This is a genomic window from Streptomyces racemochromogenes, from assembly GCF_044129415.1.
Lineage (GTDB): Bacteria > Actinomycetota > Actinomycetes > Streptomycetales > Streptomycetaceae > Streptomyces > Streptomyces racemochromogenes_A.
In genome coordinates this window covers 60,874-78,277 of the sequence record NZ_JBBDHD010000028.1, presented here as the reverse complement: position 1 = coordinate 78,277, position 17,404 = coordinate 60,874, and the positions used below count along the sequence as shown (strand labels likewise).

Here is a 17,404-nt window from a genome sequence, read left to right as displayed (position 1 = left end):
CCCCCCCCCCCCCCCCCCCCCCCCCCCCCCCCTATGTTACACCTCATAAGCCCGAACCCGAGATGCTTTAACGGGTCTGGTGGGCTCGTTTTTTTTTATATGATACAGCGCCTCGGGCGCCCCGGCCGCCGCGGCCGCACGCAACCGGCGCCGCCCCTTCGGCTGGAGCGACCCCGCCCGGGACTGCCCGCTGGACTCCGAGCGGGCCCGCCGGGACCTCAAGGCCGTCTGCCTGGCCGTGGTCTGCGACCCGCGCGCCGGGCGCGACCTGCGCCGGTTCGTGGACGGCGGCCACGCCGACCTCCCCGGAGCGGTCGTCTTCGGCTGTCTGCTGCACCTGGCCGGGCTGCGGGACGGCGCGCGGTTCTGGTGGCAGTTCGCCGCCGGGTCCGCCGCCGCGCGCACCGCACCCGCCGCCTACTGCCTCTTCCTCGACCACTCCCGGTGCGGCGAGCACCACGACGCCCGCCACTGGGCCCGCGAGCTGGGCCGCCGGGGCTTCAGGCCGGGCGGCCGCCGGGAGCTGCGCGAGGTCCGGCTGTGCGCCCAGGCGGCCGTGCTGCGGTACGTCGACCAGTGCGACGACCCCGATCTGGGCCCGGTGCCGGTGCCCCGGGCGGAGCTGCCCGGGGTGCTGGCCGCGTTCCTGCCGCCGGCCCCGCTCCCGGAGCACCGGCCACGCCCCGCCGCGGGCCCGCCGCGCCACCTCGCGCCGGCCTCCGGCACGCGGGGGACGGCGGTGCGCGGCGACACCGGTGGGGCCCTGGAGCAGGCTCGGCGCGCGCTGGACGTCGTACGGGTCCTGGAGCGGCACCCGCTGGGGGTACGGGCCGGGCAGCTGGCGCGGAAGTCCGGGCTCACGGAGGCGGCGCTGCGCCCGCTCCTCGCCCTGCTGTGCGAGGAGGAGTACGCCTACCGCCCCGGGGCGGGGGTGTACGCGGCGGGCCCGGCCCTGGACCGGCTCGCGGCGCCGGGCGGCGGGGGCCTGGCCGACCAGCTCCAGCGGACCCTGGCGCTGGCGCGGGACAGCGCGGGCGCCGCCGTCTACCTCAGCCGGTACGCCGACGGCGAGGTCCGGATCACCCAGATGGCGGACGGGCCGGGGGCCCCGCCGGTGCGGGAGTGGGTGGACTTCCGGGCCGCCGCGCACGCCAGCGCCGTCGGCAAGTGCCTGCTGACCCAGCTCGACCACCGGGTCCGGGCCGACCACGTGGCCCGCCACCGCCCGGCCCGGCTGACCCCGCACACCATCACGGACAGCCGGGCCCTGTTCAGCGCCCTGGACGCGGTGGCCCCCGGGGCCCCGGTCTTCGACCTTCGCGAGTACTCCCCCGGGGTCGTCTGCTCGGCGGTGCCCATCGCCACGGGCGGCGCCGCCGGGAGCCTGGCGCTCTCCCTGCCCGCCGCCCACGCCCACCGGCTGCGCGAGGCGACGGAGGCCCTGCGCCGCAAGGCGGTCCCGGTGCTGCTGGCCCTGCTCCTGTCGGGCGCCATCCCCCCGCACACCCCGGCGCAGGACCCGCCGCCGGCGGCGGGCGCCCCGGCCCCGGAGACGCTGCGCCACCTGGGCCGGCTCTTCCGCACCCCGCTGACCCGGTTCACGGCGTCCACCGCCGGCCCGCACCTGGTCAGCGATTCCGCGTCGGGGGCGGCGTACCTGTTCGGCGCCCTCCCGGAGGGCGACGGGCCGCGCCTGGCACTCCCCCAGACCCTGGGCCCCCTGGCTCCCGGCAGCCTGCCGGCCCCGGAGGGCCTGGTGGTCCTGCGCACCTGAGGGCCCGGGGCCGGCGCGGGGCGTTCGGGGGTTCAGCCGCCCGGGACGAAGGAGTCCAGGGCGGTGTCGAAGTACTCCGGACCGGGCGAGGCGGCCGACCGGGGCCGACACCCAGGGGCTCGTCGGAGGCCCGCCAGACGGTTCCCGTACCGCCCCGGCCGAGCCTCTTCCCCAGGCGGTACCGCCCGGCGATCACGACCTCGTTGCGCGGTTCGTCCTGCGGCACGCTGCTGCTGCTCCCCCTCGACCCGGTCGGGGCCATGAGGGCGCAGGGGCGGATCCGGCCACCCCGGCTCCGCCCGGAACGCAGAAAGAACCCCACCGAAGTGGGGTTCTCTCATCTGTGTCCGAGGGGGGACTTGAACCCCCACGCCCGATAAAGGGCACTAGCACCTCAAGCTAGCGCGTCTGCCATTCCGCCACCCGGACCGGTGGTCGGCCCCGGTTTCCCGCGGCGACATGGACAACCATAGCAAAGGATCGGCGCCCCTCCGACCAGGTTTCCGGTCCGGCCGGCGGCCCGCCACGCCGCGCTGACCTGCGGGCATGCTCCGGGCCCGGAGAGGCGCCGCCCACCCCCTGGTACGGGGTGGGCGGCGGGCCCCGGTCCGCTACGGGCAGCGGATGACCTGGCCGGCGTAGGAGAGGTTGCCGCCGAAGCCGAAGAGGAGGACCGGGGAACCCGAGGGGATCTCGCCGCGTTCGACCAGCTTGGAGAGGGCCATCGGGATGCTGGCCGCCGAGGTGTTGCCGGAGTCGACGACGTCCCGGGCGACGACGGCGTTCACGGCGCCGATCTTCGCGGCGAGGGGCTCGATGATGCGCAGGTTGGCCTGGTGCAGGACGACCCCGGCGAGGTCCTCGGGGGTGATCCCGGCCTTCTCGCAGGTCTTGCGGGCGAGCGCGGGGAGCCGGCTGGTGGTCCAGCGGTAGACGGACTGGCCCTCCTGGGCGAAGACCGGGGGCGTGCCCTCGATGCGCACCGCGTGGCCCATCTCCGGAACCGAGCCCCACAGCACCGGGCCGATGGCGCGGTCGGGGCAGCTCTCGACGACGGCCGCGCCGGCGCCGTCACCGGTCAGGACGCAGGTGGTGCGGTCGGTCCAGTCGGTGATCCCGGCCATCGTGTCGGCGCCGATGACCAGGGCGCGGGTGGAGGAGCCGGAGCGGATGGCGTGGTCGGCGGTGGCCAGGGCGTGGGTGAAGCCCGAGCAGACGACGTTGAGGTCCATCACGGCGGGCGCGCTGGTCATGCCCAGCTTGGCGGCGACGCGGGCGGCCATGTTGGGGGAACGGTCGATGGCGGTGGAGGTGGCCACCAGCACGAGGTCGATGTCGTGCGGGGTGAGGCCGGCGTTGGCGAGGGCCTTCGCGGCAGCCTGGTAGGCCAGTTCGTCGACCGGCTCGTCGGGGCCGGCGATGTGCCGGGTCCTGATGCCGACCCGGGAGAGGATCCACTCGTCGCTGGTCTCGACCATGGCCGCGAGGTCCTCGTTGGTGAGCACCTTCGCGGGCTGGTAGTGCCCAAGCGCCACCACGCGTGAACCGGTCATGGGCGGGATCCCCCTTTGTACGGCAGTCAGGATCATTCACCTTCTCCTGCTACTGATGAGTACGTGTGCGTGTAACCCAACAGGATTGGGCCATGGGAATTTGGAGAATTCCCAGCATCTTCCAGCCAGGAGACCGGGCCCGTCCCGGATCCGGGAGAATGTCCTCGTCAGGTACACGATGAGGACGGAACAGGCGGGCTGATCGCGATGGGACGGGTCACCGAGCGGCGCCGCGTCGTACGGGTCCGGGGCGGGGCGGCCGGTGTCCGGCCGGACACCCTGGTCACCGAGGAGCCGCTGGAGATACGGCTGAACGGCAAGCCGCTGGCCATCACCATGCGCACCCCCGGTGACGACTTCGCGCTGGCGGCGGGCTTCCTGGTCAGCGAGGGCGTGCTCGCACGGGCCTCGGACGTCCGGGCCGTGACCTACTGCGAGGGGGCGGCGGAGGACGGCTCCAACACGTACAACGTCGTCAACGTGCAGCTGGCCTCCGGGGTTCCGGTCCCCGACATCACGCTGGAGCGGAACGTCTACACCACCTCCTCCTGCGGGCTGTGCGGCAAGGCCAGCCTGGACGCGGTGCGCACGGCGACGCGCTTCCCGGGTCTCGCGGCGGATCCGGTACGGGTCCGCGCCGGCCTCCTGTCGGAGCTGCCGGACCGGCTGCGGGCGGCGCAGAAGGTCTTCGACCGCACGGGCGGGCTGCACGCCGCCGGGCTGTTCTCGGCGGAGGGCGAGCTGCTCGATCTACGGGAGGACGTGGGTCGGCACAACGCGGTGGACAAGATCGTCGGACGGGCCCTGCAGGCCGGGCGGCTGCCGCTGGCCGGGGCAGTGCTGCTGGTGTCGGGCCGGGCCTCCTTCGAGCTGGCGCAGAAGGCGGTGATGGCCGGGATCCCGGTGCTGGCGGCGGTGTCGGCGCCGTCCTCGCTGGCGGTGGACCTGGCGGCGGACGCGGGACTGACGCTGGTGGGCTTCCTGCGGGGGCCGGACATGAACATCTACGCGGGTGAGGAGCGGATCCTCCTGCCCGCCCCCGAGACGGCGGCCTGAGCTGCCTAGCGCCTGCGGCCCCGGCGGGGCGTGGCGGCCGGCTTCGGTTCCGGGGGGTCGATGCGGTGCAGGTCGAGGGTGGCCGGGAGCGGGGCGGTGCCGGGGCCGCCGGACTCGGCCCAGGCGATGATCTCGTCCGTCGCGGTGTCGTCCAGGGCCCAGCCGAACCAGACGGCGCGGGCGCCCCGGCGGCGGGCCTCGGTGGTGGGCTGGACCACGATCACGTTGGCCCGCTCGCAGGGGCCGAGGCAGTCGCTGGTCCGCACCGCCAGCCGGCCCCCCGAGGCGTCGGCGGCCTCGCGGAGCCGGGCGAGCTGGCCGGCGTGGTCGGTGCCGGGGTTCTTGCGGGGGTCCCCGCAGCAGCAGCCCCGGCAGACCACGAGGGTGCAGGGGCGCGGGGCATGGGCGGCGAGCGGGCGTATCCAGGTCACCGCCGCACGTTACCGGCCCCGGGGTGCCGGGTGTTGGGCGCGGGGCGAGACCTCCGCCACACGGGCGCCGGGGAGTTGGGGCCCGTCCCCGCCCTGGGGGTCGCGGGCTCGGCGGCGGGCCAGCACGGCGCACACCATCAGCTGCATCTGGTGGAAGAGCATCAGCGGCAGCACGGCGAGGGATGCCTGGGCCCCGAACAGGACGCTGGCCATGGGGAGTCCGGCCGCCAGGCTCTTCTTCGACCCGGCGAACTGGATGGCGATCCGGTCGGCGCGGCCGAAGCCGAGGCGGGCGGACCCGTACCAGGTGACGACGAGCATGACGGCGAGGAGCACGGCCTCCACGGCAAGCAGCGCGCCGAGGCGCGGGAGGCTGACCCGCTGCCAGACCCCGGCGGCCATGCCCGCGCTGAAGGCGGCGTACACGACGAGGAGGATCGAGCCGCGGTCGACGCGGCCGAGGACCTTCTTGTGGCGGGTGAGGAAGCCGCCGACCCAGGGGCGCAGGAGCTGTCCGAGGAGGAAGGGCAGCAGCAGCTGGACGACGATCTTGACGAGGGAGTCCGTGGAGAAGCCGCCGGCGTCGCCGCCGAGCAGGGCGCCCGCGAGCAGCGGGGTGAGGACGATGCCGGCGAGGCTGGAGAAGGAACCGGCGCAGATCGCGGCGGGGACGTTGCCCCGGGCGATCGAGGTGAAGGCGATGGAGGACTGGATGGTCGAGGGGACCAGGCAGAGGAAGAGCAGGCCGTTGTAGAGGGGCTGCGTCAGGAGGGCGGGGACCAGCGCCCGGGCGGCCAGGCCGAGAGCGGGGAAGAGCAGGAAGGTGCAGGCCAGCACGGTGGCGTGGAGGCGCCAGTGGCGCAGGCCGTCGAGGGCCTCGCGGGTGGAGAGCCGAGCCCCGTAGAGGAAGAAGAGCAGGGCCACGGCGCCGGCGGAGGCGCCGTCGGCGAGGGTGGCGGCGGGGCCGCGGGCCGGGAGCAGGGCGGCGAGGCCGACGGTGGCGAGCAGGGCCGGTACGTAGGGGTCCAGGGGGAGCCGGGCGGGCGGGCGGGGGCGTCGCATGGGCGGTGCTCGTTTGCTGTCGGAAGCGGGTGCGCCCCGGTGGCGGCGGGGCGCTTCCATCGTCGCCGCGGTAGCGGTCATCGGGAAACCCGCACACCGCACTGACTGCCATCGCGCGGCGTGATGGCCGGCCGTAGGCTGGCGGCATGTACGACCCCGTCCAGCTGCGCACCTTCCTCACCGTCGCCCAGACGCTGAGCTTCACCCAGGCCGCGGGCCGGCTCGGGGTGCGGCAGTCGACGGTCAGCCAGCACGTGCGCCGGCTGGAGGGGGCCACGGGCCGGCCGCTGTTCGCCCGGGACACCCACAGCGTCGCGCTGACGGAGGACGGGGAGGCGCTGCTGGGCTTCGCGCGCACGATCCTGGAGGCGCACGAGCGGGCGGCGGCCTTCTTCGCCGGGACCCGGCTGCGGGGGCGGCTGCGGTTCGGGGCCTCGGAGGACTTCGTGCTGACGCGGCTGCCGGAGATCCTGGAGGGGTTCCGGCACGAGCACCCCGAGGTGGACCTGGAGCTGTCGGTCGAGCTGTCGGGCATCCTGCACGAGCGGCTGGACGAGGGCCGGCTGGACCTGGTGCTGGCCAAGCGGCGCGGGCCGGGGGACGAGCGGGGCCGGCTGGTGTGGCGGGACCGGATGGTGTGGATCGGGGCGGAGGGGCTGCGGCTGGACCCGGAGCGTCCGGTGCCGCTGATCGTGTTCCCGCCGCCGGGGATCACCCGGGCGCGGGCGCTGGAGGTGCTGGAGCGGGACGGGCGGGCCTGGCGGATCGCCTGTACGAGCGGCAGCCTCAGCGGTCTGGTCGCCGCGGCCCGTGCGGGGCTGGGGGTGATGGCGCACACCCGGGGGCTGATCCCGCCGGGGCTGGTCCGGGTGGGCGGGCTGCCGGAGCTGGGCCCGGTGGAGTTCGCGCTGCTCCAGGGCCGCCGCCCGGCGCCGGCGGCGGAGGCCCTGGCGGCGGCGGTCCTGGCGGGCGGCGACCGCCTGAGCCGGCCGGCGTAGGTCGGCCGGGACGGCCGGCGGGGCGGGTCCGGGCGGGGCCCTTTCGGGGTCGGGCGGGAGAGTGTGCAGGTCGGGCGGGGTTGCGTGCGAGGGGATCTTGTGGAGGTTTCCTCAGGGGTGCCGGGCGGCGGGGCCGGTGGGGTAGCGTCTCGGCGCCCGGGACCCAAGGAGGCAGTGTTGCGCGAGTTCACCGTGCCGCCCGTGGTCAGCGACTCGCCGGTCGGCGGCCTGGCCGATGTCGTCTTCGAGCACGCCGGACAGGACCCGCGGCGGGTGGTGCTGGGACGTAAGACGGCCGCGGGGTGGCGGGACGTGACCTCCGCGGAGCTGGCCGGCGAGGTGCTGGCGCTGGCCAAGGGGCTGCTGGCGCAGGGGGTGCGGTTCGGGGACCGGGTCGCGGTGATGGCGCGGACCCGCTACGAGTGGACCCTGTTCGACTTCGCGCTGTGGGCGATCGGCGCCCAGCCCGTCCCCGTGTACCCGACGTCCTCGGCGGAACAGGTGCACTGGATCCTGTACGACTCCTCCTGCACCGGGTGCGTCGTGGAGGACGAGGACCAGGCGATGACGGTCGGTTCGGTGATCGAGCGGCTGCCGCAGCTGCGGCTGCTGTGGCAGCTCGACGCGGGCGCGGTGGCCGAGCTGGTGGAGGCCGGGCGGGGGGTGGACGAGGAGGTGGTGCACCGGCACCGGCGGGCGGTGACCCCGGACGCCGTCGCCACCGTCATCTACACCTCGGGGACCACGGGCCGCCCCAAGGGATGCGTGCTGACCCACGGGAACTTCATGTTCGAGGCCGACACGCTCGTCGCCCGCTGGGAGTCGGTCTTCCGGGCCGGGCCGGGTGAGCAGCCCTCCACCCTGCTGTTCCTGCCGCTGGCGCACGTCTTCGGGCGGATGGTCGAGGTGGCCGCCGTCCGGGCCCGGGTCAAGCTGGGGCACCAGCCGGCGCTGGCCTCCTCGGAACTGCTGCCCGATCTGGCCGCCTTCCGGCCGACGTTCGTGCTGGGGGTGCCGTACGTCTTCGAGAAGGTGTTCGCGGCGGCGCGGCGCGCCGCGGAGGCCGAGGGCCGTACGGGGCCCTTCGACCGGGCGGTGGAGACGGCCGTGCGCTACGCGGAGGCCCGCGAGCAGAAGGCCTTCGGGGCGGGTCCGGGGCCCTCGGCCGCGCTGCGGATGGAGCACCGGCTGTTCGAGAAGCTGGTGTACGCCAAGGTGCGCGAGGCCCTGGGCGGGCGCGTGCTGCACGCGATGTCGGGCGGGTCGGCGATGTCGCGGCGGCTGGGCCTGTTCTTCGACGGCGCCGGGATCACGGTCTTCGAGGGGTACGGGCTGACGGAGTCGTGCGCGGCGGCCACCGCGAACCCGCCGGGGGCGGTGAAGTACGGGACGGTGGGGCCGCCGATCCCGGGCACCACGGTGCACATCGCCGAGGACGGGGAGGTGTGGCTGCACGGCCGCCACGTCTTCTCCGGCTACCTGGGCGACGCGCGGGCGACCCGGGAGGTGCTGCGCGAGGGCTGGCTGGCGACCGGGGACCTGGGGCGGCTGGACGGGGACGGCTATTTGACGATCACCGGGCGCAAGAAGGAGATCCTGGTGACCTCGAACGGCAAGAGCGTCGCGCCGGCGGCCCTGGAGGAGCGGGTGCGCTCGCATCCGCTGGTGTCCCAGTGCGTCCTGGTGGGCAACGACCGGCCGTTCGTCGCCGCGCTGGTGACCCTGGACACGGAGGGCATGGCGCACTGGCTGTCGATGCGCGGGCTGGCGCAGCGGCCGGTGGAACAGCTGGTGGGCGATCCGGCGCTGACGGCGGAGGTCCGCCGGGCGGTGGTGGCGGCCAACACCCTGGTGTCGCAGGCCGAGCAGATCCGCGCCTTCCGGGTGCTGGCCGGGCAGTTCACGGAGGAGCGGGGGCTGCTGACGCCCTCGCTGAAGCTCAAGCGCCGGGCGATCGAGAAGGCGTACGCCCGGGAGATCGCGGCCCTCTACCCCTCCTGACCCCGCGGGCGGGCACGGCGGGGCGGTTCCGGTGCGCCGGGTTCGCCCTGCGCCGTTCGGGTGGTGGCCCGTGGCGGGGGGGAATACGGTGTGGCGGCGGGCGGTTGTGGCCCCGCGTGCGCCGCCGCGCACACCACGCCGACCGACCCCGAGGAACACCCACCGTGCACCAGGTCCCGAACATCAGGCTCAACAACGGCACGCTCATGCCCCAGCTCGGCTTCGGCGTCTGGCAGGTGCCCGACGACGAGGCGGAGCGCGTCGTGGGGACCGCGCTGGAGGCCGGCTACCGCAGTGTCGACACGGCGGCGGTGTACGGCAACGAGCGGGGCACCGGCCGGGCGGTGACCGGGTCGGGGCTGCCGCGCGAGGAGCTGTTCGTCACCACCAAGCTGTGGAACGGGCCGGACCGGCGCTGGGACCGGGACGCGGTGCTGCGCGCCTTCGACGACTCCCTCGGCCGGCTCGGCCTGGACCACGTCGACCTGTACCTGATCCACTGGCCGCGCCCGATGCGTGACGACTTCCTCGCCATCTGGAAGACCTTCGAGGAGATCGCGGCGAGCGGCCGGGCCAAGGCCGTCGGCGTGTCGAACTTCCGCCCGGCGGACCTGGAACGGCTCCGGGCGGAGAGCCCCCTGGTCCCGGCGGTGAACCAGGTCGAGCTGCACCCGCTGTTCCCGCAGGCCGAACTGCGGGAACTGCACGCCTCGCTCGGCATCGCGACCGAGGCCTGGTCCCCGCTGGGCCAGGGCAAGGAGCTGCTGGAGCTCCCGGCGGTGACCGCGGTGGCCGCCCGGCACGGGCGCAGCGCGGCGCAGGTGGTGCTGCGCTGGCACCTCCAGCGGGGCACCATCGTGATCCCGAAGTCGGTGACCCCGTCCCGGATCCGGGAGAACCTGGACGTGTTCGGGTTCGAGCTGGACGCCGAGGACCTCGCGGCGCTGGACGCCCTGGGCGCCGACGGGCGCCGCATCGGTCCGGACCCCGCCGTCTTCGACGTCTGAAGCGGACGTGGCCGACGTTTCCCGCTCCGCCGGTTCCGCCGCCTCCTCGGGCGCTTCCGGCCCTGACCGTACGCAGGCCCCCCGTGAGGGGGTCTACCTGATCCGCAACGCCGGCAGCGGGCTGGTGCTCCAGCTGGAGGGTGCCTCCCGGGTGCGGGTCGGTCCCGACGGGCCGCCCGCGCCGGAGGCCGCCCGCCGGTGGCGGCTCGCGCCCACGCACGGCGGCGCCGGGGTCTTCCACGTGGTGAGCGAGGACAACGGCCGCCGGCTTGACGTCGCGAACGCGTCGACGGACAGCGGGGCGCGGGTCCAGGTGTGGCGGGCCAACGCGTTCGGGGCCCAGGAGTGGATCGTCGAGGAGCACCTGGACGATCCGGGCGTGGTCTCACTGGTGGCGTGCATCAGCGGGCTGCTGCTGGAGGCCGACGGCGAGGGCCGGGTCCGGCAGGGCGAGGACGCGGACTCCCCGTCGCAGTGGTGGCGCCTGGAGCCGGCCTGACCCCGCCGGGCCGGGCCGGCCGGGCGGCGGTCAGGCGGCGCCGTGGGCGGGGGCGAGGGCCTCGACCCGTTCGGCCAGCGCGAAGTCGTTCCCGGTGACGCGGCCGCCGGCGTCGTGGCTGTTCACGGAGAGGCGGACGGTGTCGTAGCCGAGGGTCAGGTCGGAGTGGTGGTTCAACTCGTCCTGGACCACGGAGATGTGGGCCACGAGCGCGCTGGCGGCGCGGTGGCTGCCCACCCGGTAGGTGCGCAGGATCCTGTCGTCCTCGAAGGACCAGCCGGGGAGTTCCCGGAGGCGGTCCTCGATCTCCTTCTGCGAGAGCGGTTCGCTCGGCATCGGCGGCCTCCTCGTGCTCGTTGCTCGTCCTCGTCCGTGATGTGCAGTCAGTTTTCCACGGGGGGCGCCGGAGTGAACCCTTCCCGCGCCGGTGCGCCCCGGTACTTCGCGGGCCGGGGGTGCGCGCCGTCCGGTCGGTGGACCGCGTCCGGCCCGGACGGGTCCCTCGGTTAACGTCGTGGCCATGACCATCTCGACCTCGGCGGCCCGCACCGCCTCCGCGGGCCCCCTGCTGCGCGCGTGGCGGGTGCGGCGCGGGATCAGCCAGCTGGAGCTGGCGGGTCGCGCCGACTCCTCCTCGCGGCACATCAGCTTCATCGAGACGGGCCGCTCACGGCCCAGCGAGGAGATGGTGCTGCGGCTGGCCGAGCACCTCGACGTGCCGGTGCGGGAGCGCAACGCCCTGCTGCTGGCGGCCGGTTACGCCCCGCGGTACGCGCACACCCCGCTCGACGACCCGTCCATGGGCCCCCTGCGCGAGGGTCTGGAGCGGCTGCTGACCGGCTACGAGCCGTACCCGGCGCTGGTCGTGGACGGGACGTACACGGTGGTCGCCGCCAACCGCGGCATCGCGACCCTGCTGGAGGGGGTCGCGGAGCACCTGCTGGCATCGCCGCCGAACGCCATGCGGCTCACCCTGCACCCGGAGGGGCTCGCCCCGCGGATCCGCAACCTGCGCCAGTGGCGGGGCCATCTGCTGGCCCAGATGGAACGGCAGATGGCCCCGGCCCGGTCGGCGCCGCTGCGTTCCCTGTACGAGGAGGTGGCGGCGTACCCGGTGCCGGAGCGGCCGGGCGGCGCCGAGCCGGACGAGGCCGTCCCGCACATCGCGCTGCCCCTGCGGATCGAACACGGCGGGCGGCTGCTGTCCTTCGTGTCGTCCATCTCCACGTTCAACACGCCGATGGACGTGACGGTCGCCGAGCTGGCCATCGAGACCTTCCTCCCGGCGGACCGGGCGACCGCGGAGTACCTGCGCGCCCTGGGGTGACCGCCGGGCCCGGGGCGGGGAGCGGGTGCGGGGTGCCGGAGCCGAGTGCGCGGCTCCGGAACCCGTGGGCACCACTGTGCCCGGGCGCCGCCCGGGGGGCGATTACCCCGGAGGTCAAGGCGGTGTGCCGGCCGCGGGTCCCCCCGACCGCATTTGTGGAAGGTGCTGGTTGGGCGGAGGGAGCGGCGGCTAGGCTGCGCTGCGGACGAACCAGATCGAACGTCTTGTCGACATGTGGAGAATGACCCGGTGCGAGCCGCCTCCCGATCCCACACCGCCGGAGGGCAGGCCCATGAGGACCACGCGGACCGTGCGGTGGCCCGGCGCCGCACGGCCGGCCCGGCCCAAGACAGAGAGCCCGACACGATGAACCAGTCCTCCGCGCCCCGCCACGCCGTCGTCATCGGCGGCAGCCTGAGCGGCCTGCTCGCCGCCGCCGTGCTGGCCGAACACGCCACGGTCACCGTGATCGACGCGGACCGGCTGCCCGAGGGGCCCGCCCCGCGCCGCGGGCTCCCCCAGGGCCGGCACACGCACCTCCTGTGGTCGGGCGGGGCGCGCGCCATGGAGCGGATCCTGCCCGGTGTCATCGACGCCTGGACCGGCGCGGGAGCCCTGCGCCGCAGCCTGCCGACCGATCTGGTCACCAAGACCGCCCAGGGATGGATCCCCCGCTGCGGGGAGAAGCAGTTCAACATCTCCTGCAGCCGCGACCTGCTCGACTCGGTGGTCCGCGCCCGGGTGACGGGGCTGCGGGGCGTCACCCTCCTGCAGCAGAGCCGGGTGCGCGCACTGGAGGGCACGGCCGAGCGGATCACCGGTGTCCGCGTCGACACGCCCGAGGAGGAGGGTCGTCTGGTGCGCGCCGACCTGGTGGTCGACGCGAGCGGACGCGGCTCGCGCGCCCCGGCCTGGCTGGAGGCGCTCGGGGTGTCCGGCATCCGGCAGGCCGAGGTCGATTCCGGACTGGTCTACGCGACGCGGGTCTTCGAGGCCCCGGCCGGGGCCCACGAGGCGGGCTTCCCCATCGTCAACGTCCAGTCCGACCCGCGGGTTCCCGTACCGGGGCAGACGGCGACGATCGTCCCCATCGAGGGCGGGCGGTGGCAGGCGACCCTCTCCGGCACCCGGGGCGGCCAGCCGACCGGGGACCCGGACCTGTTCGTGCCGTTCGCCAAGGGGGTCCGGGACCCGATCGTCGGCGAGCTGCTGGAGGGCCGGAAGCCCCTGACCGACGTGGCCGTCACGCCGGGCACCGCCAACCGCCGCGTCTTCTTCGAGAAGGCGCCGCTGCCCGACGGGTTCTTCGCGGTCGGCGACTCGGTCGCCACCTTCAACCCGCTGTACGGGCAGGGCATGTCGGTGGCGGCGCAGTCGCTGCTGGCCGTCCGGGCCCTGCTGCGCGCCAAGGGGCTCGGCCACCCCGGCATCGGCCGGGCGGCGCAGCGGGCGATCGCCCCGGCGGTCGGCGCCGCCTGGGAGCTGGCCACCTCGCAGGACATCCTCTACCCGGGGGCGACGGGGACGAAGCTGCGGGCGGGCGCCGGCCTGGTCAACGCGTACGTGGACCGGCTGATGACGGGGGCCACCACCGACGAGACGCTGACCGGCGTGCTGTTCGACGTCATCACGATGAGCAGCGCGCCGACCCGCTGGCTGCGCCCGCCGGTGGTGTGGCACGTGCTGCGGGCCTCGGACCGGGGGGCGTCCGGGGTGCCGCCGCTGACGGCGGCGGAGCGGGCCCTCGCGGGCCTCGCCCCGGTGGACGGCGCGGTCCCGGGGGGCGGCGCCGCGCCGGGGCGCCCGGCCGCGCAGACGGGTTCCGTCGACTCGGTCGGCCAGGCCCCGTGAGGCCGCGCCGGGACTCTCCTTCGGATCGTGCCGGTCAGGCCCGCGGGATCCGGAAGGGACGGCCCCGGGCCGCCCCGGTGGGAACGGCGGAGCCCCGGGCCGGGGGCCCGGGGCGCCCGTCGTAGCGGGGTGCGGCGGCTCAGAGGTCCGCGAGGTCCAGGCCGGCCTGGGCGGCCGCGGCGTGCACGGTCTGCTCCAGCAGGACCGCGATGGTCATCGGGCCGACGCCGCCGGGCACCGGGGTGATCAGGGAGGCGCGGGCCGCGGCCGACTCGAAGTGGACGTCGCCGACGTTGCCCTCGTTGTAGCCGGCGTCCAGGACGACCGCGCCCTCCTTGATGTCCTCGCCCCGGATGAACTCGGCCTTGCCGACGGCGGCGACCAGCACGTCCGCCTGGCGGACGATCGAGGACAGGTCCTTGGTGCGGGAGTGGCAGTAGGTGACGGTGGCGTTCTGCTCCAGCAGCAGCATCCCGGCGGGCTTGCCCAGGATCGCGCTGCGGCCGACCACGACGGCGTGCTTGCCCGTGAGGTCCACGTCGTACTCGGCGAGCAGCCGCATGATGCCGCCGGGGGTGCAGGAGACGAAGCCGGGCAGGCCGAAGCCCATGGCGGCGAAGGAGTGCATGGTGACCCCGTCGACGTCCTTGCCGGGGGCGATGGCCTCGAACGCCGCCCGCTCGTCGATGTGGTGCGGGACCGGGTGCTGGAGCAGGATGCCGCTGATCGTGGGGTCCTCGGAGAGGGCCGCGATCGTGGCGACGAGCTCCTCGGTGGTGGTCTCGGCCGGCAGGGCGATGTGGCGGGAGGTGATCCCGGCCTTGGCGCAGCGGTTCTGCTTCATGCGCACGTACGTGACGGACGCGGGGTCCTCGCCGACCAGGACGGTGGCCAGGCAGGGCTCGGCACCGGTGCGTTCGGTGATCTTCGCCGCGAGGACGGCCGTCTGCTCCGAGATGCGGCGCGCGAGGGCGGTGCCGTCCATGAGCTGGGCGGTGGCGGTGGGGGCAGTCGTCACGGGGTCTCCTGAACGTCGCTGCGGATCGCGGTTCGCCCAGGCGCGCGGCAGTCGACGTACGGGGAGGTGCGTACGCCGGGCCGCTCCCCGGTGGTGATCCACCCGAACGCCAGTCACGGCCCTGCCTCCACTGTAATCGAACCCTCCACCGGTTTATCCGGTGGATGACCGGCGCCGGAGCTGGGACGATCGAGACATGACGCGCACTTTCGACCATCTCGTCGCCGAGGCGGAATCCGTCTCGGTGGACGGCTGGGACTTCTCCTGGCTGGACGGCCGCGCCACGGAGCAGCGCCCCTCCTGGGGGTATCAGCGGCTGCTGGGCGAACACCTGTCCCGGGTCCGCTCCGCCCTGGACATCCAGACGGGCGGCGGGGAGGTGCTGGCCGGGGCGGGCCCGCTGCCGCCGCTGACGGCGGCCACGGAGTCCTGGCCGCCGAACATCGAGAAGGCGACCCGGCTGCTGCACCCGCTGGGCGCCGTGGTGGTCGCGGACGCCGACGAGCCGCCCCTGCCCTTCGGCGACGCGGCCTTCGAGCTGGTGACCAGCCGGCACCCGGTGACCATCTGGTGGGAGGAGATCGCCCGGGTGCTGAGGCCGGGCGGCACCTACTTCTCGCAGCAGGTCGGTCCGGCCAGCGTCTTCGAGCTGGTCGAGTACTTCCTCGGCCCGCAGCCGGAGGAGGTCCGGCGCGCCCGGCACCCCGACGACGCCGTGGCCGACGCGGAGAAGGCGGGCCTGGAGGTGGTCGACCTGCGCTCCGAGCGGCTGCGCACGGAGTTCCACGACATCGGAGCCGTGATCTACTTCCTGAGGAAGGTGATCTGGATGGTGCCGGGCTTCACGGTCGGGCAGTACCGGGACCGGCTGCGCGAGCTCCACGAACGGATCGAGCGCGACGGCCCGTTCGTCGCGCACACCGCCCGTTTCCTCATAGAGGCCCGCAAACCGGACTGATGCGGGGCGTGCGCGCGGCGCGGATCGGGCACGGGTCCGGCACGGACGGATCCGCGCGGGATCGGTTGCCCGGCCACAGCGTGGCGCAGGTCACTCAATTCAGCGCGTAACGAATCGACTCGGGCAGGCGATGAACCGACAGGTGTCCTCGCGCGGCCCCGGAATACAGCCCCTCGGGGGACTGTTTCCCGAGTCCGCGCGATGATTCCCGCCCACCCCTTATCTGTTCGCAACGAGAGGCTCCTTGTGTCGCTCAGCCCGTCCCGTACGTTCCCTCCGGAGATCGCCGAATCGGAGGCCCTCGTCGCGCTCGTCGAGCGCGGCCGCGAGCAGGGTCACATCAACGGTGACGACGTGCGCCAGGCCTTCGAGGCCGGCCGCATCCCGGTGGACCAGTGGAAGCGGGTCCTGCGCAGCCTGAACCAGGTCCTGGACGAGGAGGGTGTCGCCCTCCACGTCAGCGCCGCCCCCGCCACCAAGGCTGCTGCCAAGAAGCCCCGCAAGGCAGCCGCCGCCCCGGCCCGCACCGTGACCAAGAAGGCGGCCGCCGCGCCGCGCCCCATCGGCGCCCGCAAGGCGTCGGTCGCCGCCGCCCCGGCCGCCGCCGCGGCGATATCCGCTCCGTCGGCCGCCGCCGCGGAGGAGGTGTCGGCCGAGGCCGCCGCCGAGCCCAAGAAGCGCACGGTCAAGAAGACCGCGGCCAAGAAGGCCACGGCCACCAAGAAGACCGCCGCGAAGAAGACCACCGCCAAGGACGCCGACGACGCCGAGAACCCGGTCGTCGAGGGTGAGGACTGGGCCGTCGAGGACCTCGCCGACGAGACCGAGGAAGAGGCCCCCAAGGCCGGCGGCCAGGGCTTCGTGCTGTCCGACGAGGACGAGGACGACGCCCCGGCGCAGACCGTCATGGTGGCCGGTGCCACCGCCGACCCGGTCAAGGACTACCTCAAGCTCATCGGCAAGGTGCCGCTGCTCAACGCCGAGCAGGAGGTCGAGCTCGCCAAGCGCATCGAGGCCGGTCTGTTCTCCGAGTACAAGCTCGAAGAGGAGGAGGACCACAAGCCCGCGTTCAAGCGCGAGCTGGAGATCCTCGTCGAGGACGGCCGCCGCGCCAAGAACCACCTGCTGGAGGCCAACCTCCGCCTCGTGGTCTCGCTGGCCAAGCGCTACACCGGCCGCGGCATGCTCTTCCTGGACCTGATCCAGGAGGGCAACGTCGGTCTGATCCGCGCCGTGGAGAAGTTCGACTACACCAAGGGCTTCAAGTTCTCCACGTACGCGACCTGGTGGATCCGGCAGGCGATCACGCGCGCCATGGCCGACCAGTCCCGCACCATCCGCATCCCCGTGCACATGGTCGAGATCATCAACAAGCTCGCCCGCGTGCAGCGCCAGATGCTCCAGGACCTGGGCCGCGAGCCCACCCCGGAGGAGCTGGGCAAGGAGCTCGACATGACCCCGGAGAAGGTCATCGAGGTCCAGAAGTACGGCCGTGAGCCGATCTCCCTGCACACCCCCCTGGGTGAGGAGGGCGACAGCGAGTTCGGTGACCTCATCGAGGACTCCGAGGCGGTCGTGCCGGCGGACGCGGTGTCCTTCACCTTCCTCCAGGAGCAGCTCCAGTCGATCCTGGGGACGCTGTCGGAGCGCGAGGCGGGCGTGGTCTCCATGCGCTACGGCCTCAACGACGGCCAGCCGAAGACGCTGGACGAGATCGGCCGCGTGTACGGGGTGACCCGTGAGCGCATCCGCCAGATCGAGTCCAAGACCATGTCGAAGCTGCGCCACCCGTCGCGCTCGCAGGTCCTGCGCGACTACCTGGACTGATCCGCACCGGACACGCACGGAGCCCCCGGCCGCATGGCCGGG

The 17,404-nt window shown here is 74.3% G+C and carries 14 protein-coding genes, 1 tRNA gene, 1 pseudogene and 1 riboswitch; of the genes and pseudogenes, 10 read left to right on the top strand and 6 right to left on the bottom strand.

Features of this window, described 5'->3' with window-relative positions:
- Positions 1-739: 739 nt before the first annotated feature.
- A pseudogene (locus tag WDV06_RS14000) lies at positions 740-1,483 on the top strand (IclR family transcriptional regulator domain-containing protein); the annotation flags it as partial.
- Positions 1,484-2,118: 635 nt separating this feature from the next.
- Here the strand turns inward: WDV06_RS14000 and WDV06_RS13995 are convergent.
- Both WDV06_RS13995 and WDV06_RS13990 read right to left on the bottom strand, forming a co-directional pair.
- Positions 2,119-2,203, bottom strand: a tRNA-Leu gene (locus WDV06_RS13995).
- A 182-nt stretch (positions 2,204-2,385) separates the two neighbouring features.
- Positions 2,386-3,327, bottom strand: coding sequence for a beta-ketoacyl-ACP synthase III (locus WDV06_RS13990; protein ID WP_395510035.1), 942 nt, complete (start codon positions 3,325-3,327; stop codon positions 2,386-2,388).
- 207 nt (positions 3,328-3,534) lie between these two features.
- On the opposite strand from WDV06_RS13990, the gene fdhD reads away from it, so the two are divergent.
- Positions 3,535-4,383, top strand: a complete 849-nt coding sequence (gene fdhD, locus WDV06_RS13985) for a formate dehydrogenase accessory sulfurtransferase FdhD (RefSeq protein ID WP_395510034.1) — start codon at positions 3,535-3,537, stop codon at positions 4,381-4,383.
- A 5-nt stretch (positions 4,384-4,388) separates the two neighbouring features.
- Here the strand turns inward: fdhD and WDV06_RS13980 are convergent, their stop codons facing one another.
- Both WDV06_RS13980 and WDV06_RS13975 read right to left on the bottom strand, forming a co-directional pair.
- A complete protein-coding gene (locus WDV06_RS13980; RefSeq protein ID WP_395510033.1) occupies positions 4,389-4,814 on the bottom strand; it encodes a (2Fe-2S) ferredoxin domain-containing protein in 426 nt (141 codons plus the stop codon).
- Between the two features lie 9 nt (positions 4,815-4,823).
- On the bottom strand, positions 4,824-5,876 hold the full coding sequence (locus tag WDV06_RS13975; RefSeq protein ID WP_395510032.1) for a bile acid:sodium symporter family protein: 1,053 nt from the start codon (positions 5,874-5,876) through the stop codon (positions 4,824-4,826).
- Between the two features lie 146 nt (positions 5,877-6,022).
- Here WDV06_RS13975 and WDV06_RS13970 point away from each other — a divergent pair, with 146 nt between their 5' ends.
- From WDV06_RS13970 to WDV06_RS13955, 4 genes are all read left to right on the top strand, one after another.
- Positions 6,023-6,874, top strand: a complete 852-nt coding sequence (locus tag WDV06_RS13970; protein WP_395510031.1) for a LysR substrate-binding domain-containing protein — start codon at positions 6,023-6,025, stop codon at positions 6,872-6,874.
- A gap of 177 nt (positions 6,875-7,051) precedes the next feature.
- Positions 7,052-8,875: an AMP-dependent synthetase/ligase gene (locus WDV06_RS13965; protein WP_395510030.1), complete on the top strand. Its 1,824-nt coding sequence runs from the start codon at positions 7,052-7,054 to the stop codon at positions 8,873-8,875.
- A 164-nt stretch (positions 8,876-9,039) separates the two neighbouring features.
- A complete protein-coding gene (locus WDV06_RS13960; protein WP_395510029.1) occupies positions 9,040-9,882 on the top strand; it encodes an aldo/keto reductase in 843 nt (280 codons plus the stop codon).
- A 97-nt stretch (positions 9,883-9,979) separates the two neighbouring features.
- Positions 9,980-10,381: an RICIN domain-containing protein gene (locus tag WDV06_RS13955; RefSeq protein ID WP_395510038.1), complete on the top strand. Its 402-nt coding sequence runs from the start codon at positions 9,980-9,982 to the stop codon at positions 10,379-10,381.
- 30 nt (positions 10,382-10,411) lie between these two features.
- Here the strand turns inward: WDV06_RS13955 and WDV06_RS13950 are convergent, their stop codons facing one another.
- Complete coding sequence (locus tag WDV06_RS13950) at positions 10,412-10,717, bottom strand: 4a-hydroxytetrahydrobiopterin dehydratase (protein WP_395510028.1); 306 nt, start codon at positions 10,715-10,717, stop codon at positions 10,412-10,414.
- A 184-nt stretch (positions 10,718-10,901) separates the two neighbouring features.
- On the opposite strand from WDV06_RS13950, the gene WDV06_RS13945 reads away from it, so the two are divergent.
- The gene (locus tag WDV06_RS13945) at positions 10,902-11,708 is read left to right on the top strand and encodes a helix-turn-helix domain-containing protein (RefSeq protein ID WP_395510027.1); all 807 of its coding nucleotides are present in this window, start codon (positions 10,902-10,904) and stop codon (positions 11,706-11,708) included.
- A 366-nt stretch (positions 11,709-12,074) separates the two neighbouring features.
- Positions 12,075-13,559 carry an NAD(P)/FAD-dependent oxidoreductase gene (locus WDV06_RS13940; protein ID WP_395510026.1) on the top strand — a complete coding sequence of 495 codons (1,485 nt, stop codon included), beginning with the start codon at positions 12,075-12,077 and terminating at the stop codon, positions 13,557-13,559.
- A gap of 139 nt (positions 13,560-13,698) precedes the next feature.
- Here the strand turns inward: WDV06_RS13940 and WDV06_RS13935 are convergent, their stop codons facing one another.
- Complete coding sequence (locus WDV06_RS13935) at positions 13,699-14,544, bottom strand: bifunctional 5,10-methylenetetrahydrofolate dehydrogenase/5,10-methenyltetrahydrofolate cyclohydrolase (RefSeq protein WP_395510037.1); 846 nt, start codon at positions 14,542-14,544, stop codon at positions 13,699-13,701.
- A gap of 60 nt (positions 14,545-14,604) precedes the next feature.
- Positions 14,605-14,704: riboswitch (ZMP/ZTP riboswitch) on the bottom strand.
- A gap of 69 nt (positions 14,705-14,773) precedes the next feature.
- Here WDV06_RS13935 and WDV06_RS13930 point away from each other — a divergent pair.
- Both WDV06_RS13930 and WDV06_RS13925 read left to right on the top strand, forming a co-directional pair.
- Positions 14,774-15,535, top strand: a complete 762-nt coding sequence (locus WDV06_RS13930; protein WP_395510025.1) for a class I SAM-dependent methyltransferase — start codon at positions 14,774-14,776, stop codon at positions 15,533-15,535.
- Positions 15,536-15,781: 246 nt separating this feature from the next.
- Entirely contained in the window at positions 15,782-17,362 is a 1,581-nt protein-coding gene (locus WDV06_RS13925) for an RNA polymerase sigma factor (protein WP_395510024.1), read from the top strand.
- Positions 17,363-17,404: the final 42 nt, after the last annotated feature.